Source organism: Pseudoalteromonas sp. 2CM28B (genome assembly GCF_023161935.1).
In genome coordinates, this window is record NZ_JALNTH010000041.1 from 44,134 (window position 1) to 59,407 (window position 15,274).

The 15,274-nt window shown below is 39.0% G+C and carries 13 protein-coding genes and 1 pseudogene; 9 read left to right on the forward strand and 5 right to left on the reverse strand.

The window, feature by feature from the left end; all coding sequences use genetic code 11:
- Positions 1-128: 128 nt before the first annotated feature.
- Entirely contained in the window at positions 129-2,678 is a 2,550-nt protein-coding gene (locus tag MTN96_RS31150; RefSeq protein WP_171034693.1) for a M14 metallopeptidase family protein, read from the forward strand.
- Positions 2,679-2,680: 2 nt separating this feature from the next.
- Here MTN96_RS31150 and MTN96_RS31155 read toward each other — a convergent pair whose 3' ends face one another.
- A complete protein-coding gene (locus MTN96_RS31155) occupies positions 2,681-3,358 on the reverse strand; it encodes a ComF family protein (RefSeq protein ID WP_069438578.1) in 678 nt (225 codons plus the stop codon).
- Between the two features lie 74 nt (positions 3,359-3,432).
- On the opposite strand from MTN96_RS31155, the gene bioH reads away from it, so the two are divergent.
- From bioH to MTN96_RS31170, 3 genes are all read left to right on the forward strand, one after another.
- Complete coding sequence (gene bioH, locus MTN96_RS31160) at positions 3,433-4,170, forward strand: pimeloyl-ACP methyl ester esterase BioH (protein WP_036980508.1); 738 nt, start codon at positions 3,433-3,435, stop codon at positions 4,168-4,170.
- A 92-nt stretch (positions 4,171-4,262) separates the two neighbouring features.
- Complete coding sequence (locus MTN96_RS31165; RefSeq protein ID WP_248534018.1) at positions 4,263-4,571, forward strand: hypothetical protein; 309 nt, start codon at positions 4,263-4,265, stop codon at positions 4,569-4,571.
- Between the two features lie 6 nt (positions 4,572-4,577).
- Entirely contained in the window at positions 4,578-5,435 is an 858-nt protein-coding gene (locus MTN96_RS31170; protein ID WP_248534020.1) for a putative metalloprotease CJM1_0395 family protein, read from the forward strand.
- A 63-nt stretch (positions 5,436-5,498) separates the two neighbouring features.
- Here MTN96_RS31170 and MTN96_RS31175 read toward each other — a convergent pair whose 3' ends face one another.
- From MTN96_RS31175 to MTN96_RS31190, 4 genes and pseudogenes are all read right to left on the reverse strand, one after another.
- Positions 5,499-7,814, reverse strand: a complete 2,316-nt coding sequence (locus tag MTN96_RS31175; RefSeq protein WP_036980503.1) for a Tex family protein — start codon at positions 7,812-7,814, stop codon at positions 5,499-5,501.
- Positions 7,815-7,982: 168 nt separating this feature from the next.
- Positions 7,983-8,561 carry a CBS domain-containing protein gene (locus MTN96_RS31180; protein WP_069438581.1) on the reverse strand — a complete coding sequence of 193 codons (579 nt, stop codon included), beginning with the start codon at positions 8,559-8,561 and terminating at the stop codon, positions 7,983-7,985.
- 55 nt (positions 8,562-8,616) lie between these two features.
- Complete coding sequence (locus MTN96_RS31185; RefSeq protein WP_024602195.1) at positions 8,617-8,922, reverse strand: hypothetical protein; 306 nt, start codon at positions 8,920-8,922, stop codon at positions 8,617-8,619.
- Between the two features lie 124 nt (positions 8,923-9,046).
- A pseudogene (locus MTN96_RS31190) lies at positions 9,047-9,379 on the reverse strand (GreA/GreB family elongation factor); the annotation flags it as partial.
- Positions 9,380-9,411: 32 nt separating this feature from the next.
- Here MTN96_RS31190 and gmtY point away from each other — a divergent pair.
- The 5 genes from gmtY to greB all read left to right on the forward strand — a co-directional run bounded on the left by gmtY (position 9,412) and on the right by greB (position 14,857).
- A complete protein-coding gene (gmtY, locus tag MTN96_RS31195) occupies positions 9,412-10,731 on the forward strand; it encodes a gamma-mobile-trio recombinase GmtY (RefSeq protein ID WP_248534022.1) in 1,320 nt (439 codons plus the stop codon).
- Positions 10,728-13,460, forward strand: a complete 2,733-nt coding sequence (locus MTN96_RS31200; RefSeq protein WP_248534024.1) for a VPA1269 family protein — start codon at positions 10,728-10,730, stop codon at positions 13,458-13,460. The genes gmtY and MTN96_RS31200 overlap by 4 nt, the downstream gene beginning before the upstream one ends.
- Positions 13,457-14,068 carry a gamma-mobile-trio protein GmtX gene (gmtX, locus tag MTN96_RS31205; RefSeq protein ID WP_248534026.1) on the forward strand — a complete coding sequence of 204 codons (612 nt, stop codon included), beginning with the start codon at positions 13,457-13,459 and terminating at the stop codon, positions 14,066-14,068. The genes MTN96_RS31200 and gmtX (MTN96_RS31205) overlap by 4 nt, the downstream gene beginning before the upstream one ends.
- An 81-nt stretch (positions 14,069-14,149) precedes the next feature.
- Complete coding sequence (gene gmtX / locus MTN96_RS31210) at positions 14,150-14,365, forward strand: gamma-mobile-trio protein GmtX (RefSeq protein ID WP_308200745.1); 216 nt, start codon at positions 14,150-14,152, stop codon at positions 14,363-14,365.
- Positions 14,366-14,386: 21 nt separating this feature from the next.
- Positions 14,387-14,857: a transcription elongation factor GreB gene (gene greB, locus MTN96_RS31215; RefSeq protein WP_013466105.1), complete on the forward strand. Its 471-nt coding sequence runs from the start codon at positions 14,387-14,389 to the stop codon at positions 14,855-14,857.
- The last annotated feature ends 417 nt before the right edge of the window (positions 14,858-15,274 follow it).

Here is a 15,274-nt window from a genome sequence, read left to right on the forward strand (position 1 = left end):
CTAAATTACTCGGATACTGCATATCATACTCCGCTCATCGTGTTGCGGCTAGTGTTGAGCGAAAAAAGTTGGCATCTATTTTAAGCAATGGTAGCGTGCAATTAACAAGCATTTTTAGAGTGATTTATATGCAGTTTATATTAACAGTAATGGTGATACTAGCCAGTTTTTCAAGTGTGGCAAAGCCCTTGTCGTATTTTTTTGAGCAACAGGTTGAATTTGATCCCAGCATTCCAACACCTGAAAAAGTACTTGGTTATCAAGTGGGTGAATGGCATGTAAGGCATGACCAACTTGTTCGCTACATGGAAATTTTAGCTCAAAAAAGTGATCGAATTAATTTTGAAGTAATAGGTCGTACCCACGAGCAGCGCCCACTAGTTATGCTCACTATTACCGCAGCGAACAAACTAAAAAATATAGAGCAAACTCGCCAAGCACACTTAGCTCGCCTAAATAATTCAAACAATAAAACAGCGGAGCAGCCAAGTGTTGTGTGGATGGGTTACAGTGTTCATGGTAACGAATCGTCAGGGAGTAATGCTGCCTTGCTAGTGGCTTATTATTTAGCAGCCGCGCAAGGTGATGAAATAAATGAGCTACTTAACAACACGGTGATTTTACTCGACCCGTCGCTTAACCCAGACGGCTTAGCACGTTTTGCTAATTGGGCTAATAGTAATCGTGGAATGAACTTATCGTCAGATCCGCAAACGCGTGAGCATGTAGAGAGCTGGCCAAGTAGCCGTACCAATCATTACTGGTTTGATTTAAATCGTGATTGGCTTTTACTGCAGCACCCTGAGTCGCGAGCGCGTATAGCCAAGTTTCATTATTGGAAACCTAATATTTTAACTGACTTTCATGAAATGGGACCAAACAGTAGCTACTTTTTTCAACCAGGGATCCCAAGTCGTAAACACCCCATTACCCCTGAAGAAAATGTGAGCTTAACAAAAGCAATTGCAAATTATCATGCAAAAACTTTAGATGAAAACAATGCACTGTATTTTACAGAAGAAAGCTTTGATGACTTTTATTATGGCAAAGGTTCAACTTACCCTGATGTAAATGGTGGTGTCGGTATTTTATTTGAACAAGCAAGTTCTCGTGGCCATATTCAAGAAACGATCAATGGCCCGCTAACTTTTGCGTTTACGATTAAAAACCAACTTTTAACGAGCTTATCAACGTTTAAAGCGGCGATTGATAACCGCCAAGCTTTACTTGAGTATCAGGCTAACTTTTATAACAAAGCGGTTGAGCTTGCCAAAGATGAAGACTATCAAGGTTATATTGTTCAAGGTGGGGAAGACAAAACACGTATTAACGATTTTTTAAGCATACTTAAACAGCACCAAATTAATGCTTATCCAGTTAAAGAGGGACTAAAAGCTGAAGGTAAAAACTTTACCGCTAATAGCTATTTTGTGCCGCTTGCGCAACCACAATACCGATTAGTTAAAGCTATTTTTAGTGAACAGCAAAACTTTGCCGATAACACTTTTTACGATGTATCAGGTTGGACATTAGCGCATGCGTTTAATTTACCATTTGCTAAAGTAAACAGCCGCTGGGGATTAGAGGTTGATACTACGGCTTGGCAAAAAGCAAAACAGCCTGTTTTAACGCCGCTAACTAAAAACTACGCCTATGGATTTGCTTGGGACGACATGCTTGCCCCAAAAATGCTCAATAGTTTATTACAGCAAGGCATTAAAGCGCGTGTTGCATTAAAGCCATTAACCGCAACATCAACGAGTAATGAGATAAATTTTGATGCTGGCAGTATTATTATCCCTGCAGGACTGCAAACAGAGACTGATTGGGTGGCAAAGCTAAACCAAGCACAAAGCCAATTTGATATTGAAATTAAGCCAATTACCACAGGCTTAACCAGTAAAGGTGCCGACTTAGGCTCGCGCTCTATGGCGGTTGTTTCTGCGCCTAAGGTGTTATTAGTTGGCGGTAAAGGGGTTAGCCAATATGAAGCAGGTGAAGTGTGGTATTACCTAGATCGCTTTGTAGGCGTAGCGCCAACCATTGTTGAAATGAATCGTTTAGCGTCTTTAGAGCTCAGTAATTACAGCCATATTGTTTTGGCGCATGGCGATTATTCGACGTTATCTGATACCGACAAAGTGGCGATTAAAAGCTGGGTGAGAAAAGGCGGCGTTATTTGGGGTCATAAAGGTGGGGCAAAGTTCTTAGCTGATCAGCAATTATTAAAAGCAAACTACTTATCACGTAAAGATGTTGCCAGCGCATTTGATACTCAAGGTTTAAAATATGCAGACAAAGACCATCTAGCGGGTCGCCAGCGTATTGCAGGCGCTATATTTAATACTGATGTAGATACTACGCACCCACTGACGTTTTCATTTAAGCGTGACACTCTGCCAGTATTTAAAAACAGTACCTGGTTACTTGAAGCCTCGCAAGCGCCGTTTGTAAATATACTCACCTATACACAACAGCCGTTACTTGCTGGTTTTACTGATGCAGTTAATGTAGAGCAAGTGGCCGGTGGTGCTGCGCTAATGGCTCACTCTTATGGTCGAGGTAGTGTGATTGCGATGACAGACAACCCTGTATTTAGAGGTTACTGGTATGGCACCAGCCGATTATTAAGTAACGCTTTATTTTTCGGGCATACCTTTCGTGTCAGTGGTAACTAAATCTAAAGTGGCGTTAAACAGGTCGTAAATGCCCAGACTTGTTTAGCGCCCGCTTCTTTTAGCGACAAGGTAGCTGCATTGAGTGTTGCACCTGTGGTCATAATATCATCAATAATGACCACCGTTTTACCCTCTAAATTGGCAGTACATGAAAAAGCCTGCTGTAAATTTTTTATCCGCTTTGTTTTGCTCAGTTGTGACTGTGCCGAGGTGTTTTTATTGCGTATTAAAACATTATTCAAGACATTAAAGGATGACAAACAAGGCTGCCATACTTGGGTAACCTGATTAAATCCTCGACTAAAAAAACGCGACTTGTGCAAAGGTAAAATAATAAATACAGCAGTAGCTAAATGCTGTTTATTAGTAAAAATAGTAAGTTGTTTTTTGATGACTTGCTGTAGTGCTTTTTTGTAATGAATTTGATTATTAAATTTGAGTTGTTTTAGCCATAAATCAAAAGGGGGTTGATAAAAAGCGCAGGCAAATAGTTTCTCAAAGCTGCAGTTAGGAAACATTTCTACAATATCTGGGCGGTAAAATAAATTGTCATACTCAGCCAAATCTAGCAAAGGCAGGTCATCTAAACAAAACTGACATAGTCCCAGTGAGCTGTGTATCTGATTCTGGCACAACACGCAATACGAGGGAAAAAGCCAATCAGTTAGGCTAAGTTTCATTCGCTGATTCTCCTCATTACAAACTCCCCCTAAAACGCTATCATAGATTTAAGTTTGGTTAAGGTTAGGCAAATATGCAAAATGAATGTGTGTTGTTGCATGGTTGGGGAATGAACCAAGGCGTGTGGCAGTTAATAAAACCAGAATTAGAATTTTTATATTCTGGTAAGGTACATTGTTTAGACTTACCTGGTTACGGTGATCATGATGTCTCTTTGGATCCGTATACTTTACATGATGCAGCTCAGCTGGTGAGTCAGCAATTAAAACCACAATCTGTTTTGATGGGATGGTCTTTAGGCGGTTTGTTTGCCATTTATATTGCCAAACATTGGCCAGAAAAAGTGTCAAAAGTTATTTTAGTTGCCTCCACTCCTTTTTTTGTAGAGCAATTGCCCTGGGAAGGTATTAAACCTAAAGTGCTCACACAGTTTAAAGAACAGCTATTGCAAGAGCGTTCAAAAACGATAGAGCGCTTTTTGGCGATTCAAGCGATGGGCAGTGAGTCGGCGCGAGATGATGTAAAACAGCTAAAACAACTATTGAGTCAGTCACCGCCGCCGAGTAATCAAGCATTAAGTGCGGGGTTAGATATACTGCAAAGTGAAGACTTACGTGAATTATTTTCTCACTGTCCCGTCGCGATTAGTGGAATTTTTGGGCGTTTAGACTCTCTCGTTCCTTATCGAGCAATTGAAAAAATGGTCGCACTTAATTCTGGCTTTGAGTACGAAGTGATAGACAAAGCATCCCATGCGCCATTTATTTCTCATAAAAACGAATTTTTATCTGCCGTTAAATCAATGCTTTGAAGCAAAGCCATGAATACAGCGGTTTAAAGCTTTATTTTGCGTGATTTTTGAGCGATAATTAAACAATATTTATTTGGTTGAGGTTTATTATTATGCCGATTGGATCTGTATTTAATAGCGGTGTTGAAGGGTTTAATAGAGCCAGCCAAGGTATTGAAAAGGCCAGCGCTGAGATTAACCGTGCCAGCATAGAGCAGCAAGATGATTCTCAATTAGCGCAGCAACGTCAATTAACGGCTGCTCGCCCTGAAGAAGCCGTAACCGCGCCGGTATCTCAACCTGCACGAATTGATGATGCATTAGTAAACTTAAAAGTTGAAGAGTTTAATGCCAAGGCTAACATGCAATCAATTCAAACTGCAGATGATGTACTAGGCACTTTAGTTGATATTAAAGTGTAATTCCTCATGAATATCGTCACGCCGTTTCCGTCTATCAATATAAACACTGCAAATGTTTATACGGAGACTGCTCGGCGTGACAATCAGTTACGTGAAGTCATTCCCCCAGCCGCTGCAAACACCGCCGGTAGTACTGAAAACAAAGCTCAAAGTGATGCAGAAAAAGCCAAACTACCTGGTAACAGCGATAGTTCAACTTATACTGCAAGCGGCAAAATTGCAGACAACAAAACTATTGAACAACGCGAAGGCAATGCTGATAGTGATCAAGATGATGCCGAGCAAGAAAAACAGCAAGCTGCCGAAGAAGTTAGTGAGCAAGAAGAGCTTAAACTTGAGCAAGAACAGCAACAAATTAAAGAGCTCAAAGCTCGTGATACCGAAGTGCGAACCCACGAGCAAGCGCATGCCGCTGTTGGTGGACAATATGCCGGTTCACCCAGTTACGAATACCAAAGAGGCCCCGATGGCACTAATTATGCCGTAGGTGGTGAAGTACCGATAGATGTTGGGGTTATCAATGGCGATCCGCAAGCAACCATCGATAAAATGCAAACGGTACGTTCTGCTGCACTAGCACCAGCAGAACCCTCAGGTGCCGACAGAGCGATTGCGGCAGACGCCACACAGAAAATGGCTGCCGCACAAGCTGAGTTAGCTTCAGCTGATGACGAAGACAGCAGCGAAGATAAAAGCAGAGTCAGTGCGTCGTTTTCTAATAGTGAAAGTTCAGAAGTAAAAACCGCTAAAAGCGAAGAACAATCACGTGATATTGAAGTTGAAGCGCGTGCAGGACGCATTGCTAGCTTTTATCAACTGGCGACATCCCCCGCGATCCAGAGCGAATTTTCAGCGCAAATTTAGCTTATTTAAAATGCATAAAAAAACCGCCTAGGCGGTTTTTTATTTTTAAATATATCGTTTAAATTACTTTTTCACTTTTGCGTTAGCAAAGGCGTCAGCAAAGGCATTCCCCATCATCGCATTGCCTGTATCGCGTTTAGGCTTAGGCGCTCGTGCTTGGTTAGTATTATTGCTGCGAGGCTTTTGCGGTGTCGCTTTATTGCTGGTGTCTATGTCGTCATCCAGGCGCATAGTAAAACTAATGCGTTTACGAGCAGCATCGACTTCAACCACTTTTACTTTAACAATGTCACCTGCTTTAACCACTTCGCGTGGGTCTGAAATAAACTTGTTAGTAATAGCTGAAATATGCACGAGTCCATCTTGATGAACACCCACATCAACAAATGCACCAAAATTAGCAACGTTAGAAACCACACCTTCTAAAATCATACCAGGCTTGAGGTCACTAATTTTTTCAACACCGGCTTTAAACTCCGCGGTTTTGAATTCAGGACGTGGATCGCGACCTGGTTTATCAAGCTCGCTAATAATGTCAGTCACGGTTGGTAAGCCAAATTTATCGTCAATATAGTCGTTTGCAGCGAGTTTACTTAAAAATTCACTGTTACCAATTAAGTTATTTACGTCTACTTGGTTATGTTCACAAATACGCTTAACGATAGGGTATGCTTCAGGGTGAACTGATGAGTTATCTAGCGGATCGCTGCCATTATTAATGCGTAAAAACCCAGCCGCTTGTTCGAATGCTTTTGGCCCTAAGCGTTCTACTTTTTTCAACTGACTACGTTTTGTAAATGACCCATTCGTGTCACGGTAGTTTACAATGTTTTGAGCCAACGTTTTGTTTAAGCCAGAAACACGTGCAAGCAAAGGCACTGAGGCCATATTTAAATCAACCCCCACACTGTTTACACAGTCTTCTACTACAGAAATTAGGCTTTGCCCAAGTTGGCTTTGTGATACATCGTGTTGATATTGGCCTACACCGATAGACTTAGGCTCTATTTTAACTAGTTCAGCTAATGGATCTTGTAGGCGACGTGCAATAGATACTGCACCGCGTAAAGATACATCTAAATCTGGGAACTCATTAGCGGCAAATTCAGACGCAGAATACACCGAAGCGCCGGCTTCACTGACCATGATTTTATTCAGTTTAAGCTCCGTATTTGCCTTGATAAGCTCACCAACTAGTTTATCTGATTCGCGAGAAGCAGTGCCGTTACCAATCGCAATAAGCTCAACTTTATGTTGGCGACATAATTGCTCGAGCGTGCGCAGTGATTTATCCCAATGATTTTGTGGTGCATGTGGGAAGATTGTTTGTGTAGCGAGCAGTTTTCCTGTGCTATCGACTACCGCAATTTTACAGCCGGTACGCAAGCCGGGATCTAAACCAAGTGTCGTGCGAGGGCCTGCAGGCGCTGCCATTAATAAATCTTTTAAATTTTTAGCAAATACGTCAATGGCACCGGTTTCGGCTTTTTCACGCATTGCGGCTAAAAACTCATTTTCTAAGTGTAGCCCAAGCTTAATTTTCCATGCCCACTGCACCACAGTTAATAACCATGCACTAGCAGGTTTGTTTTTAATATCTAGGCGGTAATGATCACTGATCATTTGGGCACATAACTGGGCTGGATTTTCAGCACTTGGCTCAGGGTTAATCGTTAACTGTAAAATGCCTTCATTACGTGCTCTTAGCATGGCTAATGCACGGTGCGAGGGCACTTTTTTTAACGGCTCTTGATGTTCAAAGTAGTCTCTGTATTTAGCACCTGCTTGTTCTTGCCCATCAATTAACTTACTCTCAATTGCTCCATTTTGACTAATATGGCTTCTAAACTTAGCGAGTAATTTAGCGTCTTCAGCAAAACGCTCCATTAGAATAAATTTGGCACCATCAAGGGCTGCTTTTGTATCAATAATGGCTTTATCGGCATTAATATAGTGAGCGGCTTCAGCTTCTGGGTCGAGCATTGGGTCGTTAAATAACGCATTAGCAAGAGGTTCTAAACCGGCCTCAATAGCGATTTGACCTTTAGTGCGACGCTTTGCCTTATAAGGCAAGTATAAATCTTCAAGCTCGGTTTTACTTTGCGCTGCTTTTATATCAGCTGCTAATTCCCCGGTAAGCTTATTTTGAGATTCTATCGTCGATAGAATAAAGCCACGACGCTCTTCAAGTTCACGTAAATAAGACAAACGTTGTTCTAGAAGGCGTAGTTGGGTGTCATCTAATCCACCGGTCACTTCTTTTCTGTAACGGGCAATAAAGGGGACGGTTGCACCTTCATCAAGTAACTTTGTTGCAGCAACCACTTGTTGCTGTTGTGCATTTAGCTCAGTTGCTAAACGTGCAGAGATATCGCTCATGCAAAAACCTTTTAATACAAAAAATAAGACCAGCTAAGAAGTTAACTGATGCGTCAATGTCTTGAATAATATCACAGGGGAAGGTAATAAAAAGCTCTTAAAGCAAGCTATTTTACTTGCTTTAAGATGCCATTACTGGGGTTGGAACTATACTAATAAAAAGCTGATTTAGTGAGGGTGCTCTATACTTTCGAGTACTTCACTAAATGTGTGCGCTATTGGACTAATATGAACAGGAATTTGCAGCTTACGTGCTATATCGCGTGCTGAAATTAAACCACTTATTTCATTATTAGCCGCAGTGACTAATAAAAACATAGCGCCATGATGTTCCATAGTTTGCAGTGCATCACCAATGCATGAGTAGCTTAAGCTTTTCATACTTACACCCATTAAATTACTTAGCGGTGTCATTAAATAGCGCAAGCTAATTTCACTACGAGGCAAGCCTAAACGCTGTGCTAAAATCATGATTTTTGAGCTTTGTAAATCAGCACTCGCCACTATACCTATTAGCTTTTGCTGCTCATCAGTTACCAAAATAAAATCAGAGCGTTGAGTCGTTAACTGTTTTGACGCTTGTTCAATTGTTGTATCAAACGATGCACGCATCGGGCTTGTATCAGTAAAACTAGTCACCACTTGTGTAGCAGGTGAAGTTAAATCAATGACAGCTTCATTAGTAAATGTATTCGCAATAGTGCCATGAGAAATATCTTGGGTACGGAGTTCTTTAAAGTTAGACATAATATCCACCTAATTAGTTATAAAATTTAATAATGTTTAAAAGCAAGTTATTAAACTAAATAACGGGTGGCGCTCGCGGGTGTGCATGGCTGTAAGGTGTGACTAAAAGGCTGCTTTCATAATGAAAGTAAAACGCTAAAGGAAGTGGTTGAATTTCTCTAAGCGCAATAACACCGACATGAGAGTCTATATCGGTGTCGAGGTTTGCTTGGTCAGGAGAATCGCAAACAATAAATTCTGCAGGTGTAAAACCAGCATCAATTTGCGTATTTTTGGGTGTTGCATGCAATGTCAAACTTACACTCATAAAGAGTGTAAACAATAGGGCATTTTGTAATATGCGCGCTGTAATGTTTGACATAGTGACGACCTTAATTAACTACTCTCAAATTAATACATCATAACTTGAGTTACTTTAGTTATAGCGTACTCAGATAATATAAACAATAAAAAGTTAATATGATCTGAATCAAGAATAAGCCGTTTTATTTTTGGTAGGAAATATTATTTACATACCATTGCTTAGCACCTTGAGGGGTCATGACCTCAAAATCATCGTCTACTTGTTTTTTTAATAGTGCTCGCGCCATCGGTGAGTCAATAGAAATGTAATCGTTGCGATCATAAATTTCATCGGGACCGACAATTCTAAACTTCTTACACTCCCCAGCCTCGTTTTCTATTTCAACCCAAGCACCAAAAAAAACTTTACCGTCTTGCACGGGTGAGTAATCAACAATTTTTAAATCGGGGATGCGCTTACGTAGATAGCGCACTCGGCGGTCTATTTGGCGTAATAGACGCTTGTTATACTGATATTATAACCCTACCCAAATATATAATAAAAAGTATGGCATACATCCAAAAAATAAACGTAAAGTATCATGACAAAGAGACTGGTAGTATTTGTGAGCTACCTGCTCTTTATACAGAGAAAGGTGTCGTGATATCACATATAAGGTATCTTGCTTGGTACAGCTCTAAAAGCGAGTCATGGAAAGAGCGCTCTATATTTTCTTTAAAGCTTCTACTCACATATATTAATGCCGTACCTAACTTTGAAAACTCAACTTTATTATTAAAAGGTTTTACTAAAGCACTATTAGTAGGAACAATCGATTACGATAAAATGGATGATGAACTTGGATTGTATTGGAAGGCAAGAAAGCCTAGAGATGCAAATAATATATTATTTCATATAACGCATTACTCTGATTTTTTAGCTTTACAGGAAGGGTTTGACTCATCAAGGATAAACCCCTTCAGAAAAGCAACAAGTTATGAAGAAAGATTAAATTGGTGCGCATATTATCATAAGCATGCAAATGTGTTCCTAAACCATTTATCTAATCAAAATGACGCTGCCTTTAATGCGAAGAGAGTAAGATTCATTGATCGGTTATTAGAGCCTAAAATAAATAATGAAAAAGCGATGAAATTCCCCGATGAGCACTTTGAAAAGCTTCTTTATATTGGAATGGTAAAAGGCTCAATACCAGACTATAAATCTCAAGCCATGACCATGTTATTAAATTATGGTGGATTACGTAAAAGTGAGCTATTTCACCTTTATGTTTCAGATATAACTTTACATCCAATATATCAAGATGAAGCACTAGTTAGGGTCTATCATCCAGAAATAGGCCGCTCACCTGACAGTAGTTTCGCAACTAGGCGAGAATACCTACTCGAAAGCACTTTTTATAAACCAAGAAATACATACCGATTATCAGAAAGGCTATATGCGGGTTGGAAATCACCTTTACTTACAAATAAAGACGGTTATTTTGAAGTGATATTTAATCCACCGGAAAAAGCAAAAGAGTTTTTAATATCTTGGGTTAACTACCTAAAATATCAACGTGTAGAGCCTGCAAAAACAGATTCTCACCCATTTGCATTTACCAACTCCTCAGGAGCGCCTGAAACGATAAAAAACTTTCAGCGCATTCATAAAAGAGCTGTTAAAAAAATTGGGCTGGAAGTTAAAAAAGAGCTTGGAACTACAGAGCATGGGCACAGGCATGCATATGGTTATCGCGCACGACAACTTGGTTTAAGCCAAGTTGAAATTCAAAAAGCAATGCATCATAAGAGCTCTCTATCCTGCTTGATATATATACAACCAACCTCAGAAGATATTCGTAATAAGATGAGAGAGATTAAATGAGCAAACTTAAAGGTAACTCGAGCCTTCCATTAAATATACCTGTATCAATAAAAACATTGGGTGAATACAAAGCAATATGCAAAAAAAACGGTATCACTAACTCAAGGCTACATTTAGAAAATTACAAAAGCATACCAGGTCTTATTGCACATCCAGAGAGGGTTTTTAAGGATGAGTGGGTGAGCTATAAAGATACATTTGATGTCCCTGATTTTTATTCCTATAACAAGTTAAAGAGTATTATTAAGCCATTAGCTCTTAAATCACAAAAGGAATACAGGGCATTTGTTAAAAAACAAGGTGACCCTCAAATACCAAATGATCCGCAGGGGGTGTGGGAAAGTGAATGGGAAAATTGGTTTAAATTTTTAGGTAAAAAAGAACCTTACAATTTAAAATTTATTGCAAAACCATATATAGCTTGGGCGGTAAAAATAGAAGAATTTATGACCCAAGCATTAGGGGGAGGCTCTAAAAACTCATTGCTTTGTCGATTCGTTCGAATCTATATAGAAAAACATGATAAAAGCTTAACTCCAGAAGCATTTCTTACTAAGCAAAAAGTTAATATCAGACCTTTAAAGCAAGAATTAGAAAAGTTGAATACCGATAATATGCGGCGTAATTTAATAATTGCAGTAAATGAGTTTTTGGACTTTGTGATTACCAATGATCTAACTAGTGAGGATGAGGAAACTGGAGAGATCATTCGAGTAATGGATGCTAGAAACCCTTTATCGCTTCTATCAAATTCATCCAGTGTGATGTCTCCTCAGCGAGCTGAATCAACTAAACCTTGCTTACAGTACTATTTTGTTAAAAAGGCCCAAGAGTGGATAATCCCTGCGAAAGCAAAAAATTTTAGAGACCTAAAGCATTTGCAAAAGTTTGATGCTGACTGGCTGAAAGTATCAGCGTGGGAAGTAGATAAAAGTGATCCTGATTGCGTAATAAAAAAGGTTGGAGAGCAGCTTTATATGTGGTCTCCGATCAATTGGCTGCATACGTTTACTTTGACAAAAGTTCCATTACGGGGTCGTCAGATTGCATATAATGACTCAGGTGAAGCTGATGATGTAATAGCTAATGTTGATCAAAATGGAAAAATAATTTGGGAAAAAAATAAATCTATTTTTTCAGGGTTAACAAAAAACCAAGCTTTTATAAAAAGAATGCCTGACGATAACGCAGGGATGTTTATCACTACAAACAAAACAAGTAATAATGGCCAAGGTTATTCAATTCCGTGGATACCTGAAGATCTTATTTACTGGTTGATAAGACTTCGTAAATGGCAGCAAAAATATAATCCTATAGATAGTCCTACAAACTGGTCTAGTTGTAAAAGAACAAATTTAAATGAGTTGCAACTTAAGGCTAAAGGAATAAATTGTTTTTTATTTAGGGCTTATCAGGATGTTGAGCCACAAAGTGTTGGTAATGCGCTAACACCAAGGTTAGCGGCCGCACTTTATAATGTTCAACCATCAAACTTAGAGCTCGCAACGCTATCAGGGAAGGAAACAACATTAAATCAATATAAGTCTAAGTATACTCCTCACTCTATGCGAGTGAGTCTTATAACGGCTTATATAATGGAAATGGGGATGCCTATTGAAATAGTTATGAAAGTTGTTGGGCACTCGTCAATTGTAATGTCTATTTATTACTGCAAAATTACGCAAGGTGACATTAGAAAACGATTAGAGGAGGGCGAGAAAGAGGCATTAAAAACGAGGGTTGACGCTACTCAAAGTTTAATAGAACAAAATAAGATAGAGAAAGTAAAAAATGAACTGGTATCAAATAATGAAGATTTACTAAATTCATTAACAAACTCTATTCCTGCAGGAAACTTCATTTTCAGGGATTATGGTATCTGCCCATATGCCGCCACTCGTTGTGAAGATGGCGGAGAACTTAATGGTAGTGGTACATCATTGCGTGTACCGGCTCCATCTGGTTATCTAGGGACGCAAAACTGTCTACGCTGTCGTCACTTTATTACAGGTCCCGCATTTATTGGTGGATTGCTATCCATCACTAATGAAATATTACTTTACTCTAACACCCAGTCATCTCAATGTACAAAGTTACAAAATAAAGTAACTACTCTTGAGCATAGTTTAGATGAATTAGATCGTAAAGAGTACGTAGCTAATTTAAAAAAAGAAAAAATAGACTTATCAGAGCGTAAAGTTCTTGAGTTAAAAATAAGAAAAACTGAGTCAGAATATGAAAGTGCAGCCAAGAAAATGGATATGCTTTTATGTGACTTACAGTCAGCCTATAAGCTAATTAAAATGACACAGTCAATAACTAATCAAAAAGACAGCTTGTCTCTAGTTAAAATGAGTGATGCAGAAATAGAGATATCTTTAGAAGAAACATCATTATTTGAGCAGCTGCAAGAGGTTTGTGAGAATGCAACGATTTACGAGTCGGCCAATGCATCGCATGCCATAATTCCAAGATCTCAACTGTTGGATAAAATGGCTGCATTTAATGAAATATCTCCAGGTTTATTCTTGCTAACAGAAGAGCAGCAGTTGCATGCTGGAAATCAACTGGCACGCCTTTTAAAGTCTCGTTTAAAAACATGGTCAAAAGTAAGTCGTGTAATTAATTGTGATATTAAACTCTCCGAGCTTCTTGGTGAGGAACAGGTTTTAAAGTCTGAAATAGAGTTTATTAATAAAAACAATGTATTAACTGGTGTTGAGTCATGAGTATGTCACCTGAAAATCTACTAACTGAATTACAAAAAGGGTGTTCCGCTAAAGTTAGTGAAACCCTCGAAGCAATTTATAAGGTTTGTATGGAGCAAAGAAATAGAGGTGTTGATGACTATTCTATTTCTACTATATCAAAGTTAGGCACTCAACGAGGAGTTCCAAAGGCACAAAGCATTCGCAATAAATCGGGTGAAAAATATAGAGCACTTATTGCATCATTTGCAGAGAGTAGCCCAGTAAAAGATCTTGGTAAGCAAAAGCATCAAGAGTTAAATTGGATAGATGAAATAAATAATCCAAAGCATCGATTACTAGCAAAAATTCAAGCTTCCGAGTTAATTGCGACTCGAAAAAAGCTACAAGAAATTATTCCACCAAACCTTAAAATTGATATTTATGACTACAAGTCTACTGGGCTTGATTCAGAGCACAAACTGTCGCCTCAAGAGCGCAGGGCATTAGAATATTTATTATCAAATAGCTTTCTAAGCAAATGGAAATTAACACCAACTGATTATGGGGAGCTTATTGATGAAAATAAGCAGGCTGTTTTTAAAGCGGCTACCCTTGACGCTATAAAGAAAGCTTTAGATTTTTTATAGCCGTAATATCTATAACACACGCTAAAATTTAATTTGCTGCGACAACTAACTTGAAAAACTCCGGTACCGATTGGTCCAGTCATAGAATTTTATGAGGGTGGGTCGTCTTCGTCACCAAACTTAAAATTGACTGACTTAGAAAGAGAAGCTCTTGAATACCTCATATCTAAAGAGTTTATGCGCCGAGCAGGTTTGGAAGTGGGGCCAAACGGTAGTATATTATCAAGTAATGATAAAGATAATTTTCTCCCGGTTGCAACTTTAGATGCTGTTAAAAAAGCATTGCAGTATTTGTAATAGTGGGATGGGGCAAACTAATTGTATACCGATCTAATAACGCGTGAAGGATTAGACAAGCTAAATAAAGAGCTTAATTATCTTTGGCGCGACTACAGACCTGAAATAACAAAAAAAGTAGCTTGGGCTGCTAGCCTTGGCGATCGTTCAGATAATGCCGATTATAAAGAAAATAAAAGATTACTTAGACAGATAGATTCTCGAATTAGGTTCCTTAGAAAGCGCATCGAAGCCGTCAAAGTTATTGACTACTCTCCTCAGCAAGCCGGCAAGGTTTTCTTTGGGGCATGGGTAGAGATTGAAAATGATGATGGTGAAACAAAAGCTTTTCGCATAGTTGGCCCTGATGAGATCTATGGTCGTAACGATTACATTTCTATTGACTCTCCTATGGCCAGAGCGATGCTAAAAAAGGAAGTTGATGATGAGTTTCAAGTGAAAACGCCAGTTGGGGTAAAAGAGTGGTTTATTAATAAAATTGAGTATAAGTAAAGAGCTAGTGCAGCTTATGCTATAAAGAGAGTGCTTATATTCCTGCATTACCGCTGAACTTTAGTCATCAAAATCTCCTCTGGAATATAGCTGTTAGTCTGCTTTGAGCGATAACCGGTCATTGAGATTGGCTAAATATTGTCGTTAATTGATAGGTTAAATTGCTCTTTGCGCATATATTCATGAAAATGAGCGCTGCGCGCATATTGGTTAATTTAACTTTACCTAAAAACTTTAGAAAACTTAGTTATAGTAATACCTTAGGTAATTTGTTAAAACTATATAAAGTAGATAAATCAGCGTTAAGCCGGCAGAAATATGCGCGTTGAGCGCACTATTCAATTGTTGAACTAAGCCGCTACGCGGAGATCCTATTCTTATCATTTGAGCCACACTTACCTTGGGGTTATCCCATAA

What these genes read in the sequence shown, in the direction of transcription:
- MTN96_RS31155 (WP_069438578.1), bottom strand. Translation starts at nt 3,358, where the DNA reads ATGAAACTTAGCCTAACTGATTGGCTTTTTCCCTCGTATTGCGTGTTG.
- MTN96_RS31165 (WP_248534018.1), top strand. Translation starts at nt 4,263, where the DNA reads ATGCCGATTGGATCTGTATTTAATAGCGGTGTTGAAGGGTTTAATAGA.
- bioH (WP_036980508.1), top strand. Translation starts at nt 3,433, where the DNA reads ATGCAAAATGAATGTGTGTTGTTGCATGGTTGGGGAATGAACCAAGGC.
- gmtX (WP_248534026.1), top strand. Translation starts at nt 13,457, where the DNA reads ATGAGTATGTCACCTGAAAATCTACTAACTGAATTACAAAAAGGGTGT.
- MTN96_RS31150 (WP_171034693.1), top strand. Translation starts at nt 129, where the DNA reads ATGCAGTTTATATTAACAGTAATGGTGATACTAGCCAGTTTTTCAAGT.
- gmtY (WP_248534022.1), top strand. Translation starts at nt 9,412, where the DNA reads ATGGCATACATCCAAAAAATAAACGTAAAGTATCATGACAAAGAGACT.
- MTN96_RS31185 (WP_024602195.1), bottom strand. Translation starts at nt 8,922, where the DNA reads ATGTCAAACATTACAGCGCGCATATTACAAAATGCCCTATTGTTTACA.
- MTN96_RS31200 (WP_248534024.1), top strand. Translation starts at nt 10,728, where the DNA reads ATGAGCAAACTTAAAGGTAACTCGAGCCTTCCATTAAATATACCTGTA.
- MTN96_RS31170 (WP_248534020.1), top strand. Translation starts at nt 4,578, where the DNA reads ATGAATATCGTCACGCCGTTTCCGTCTATCAATATAAACACTGCAAAT.
- MTN96_RS31175 (WP_036980503.1), bottom strand. Translation starts at nt 7,814, where the DNA reads ATGAGCGATATCTCTGCACGTTTAGCAACTGAGCTAAATGCACAACAG.
- MTN96_RS31180 (WP_069438581.1), bottom strand. Translation starts at nt 8,561, where the DNA reads ATGTCTAACTTTAAAGAACTCCGTACCCAAGATATTTCTCATGGCACT.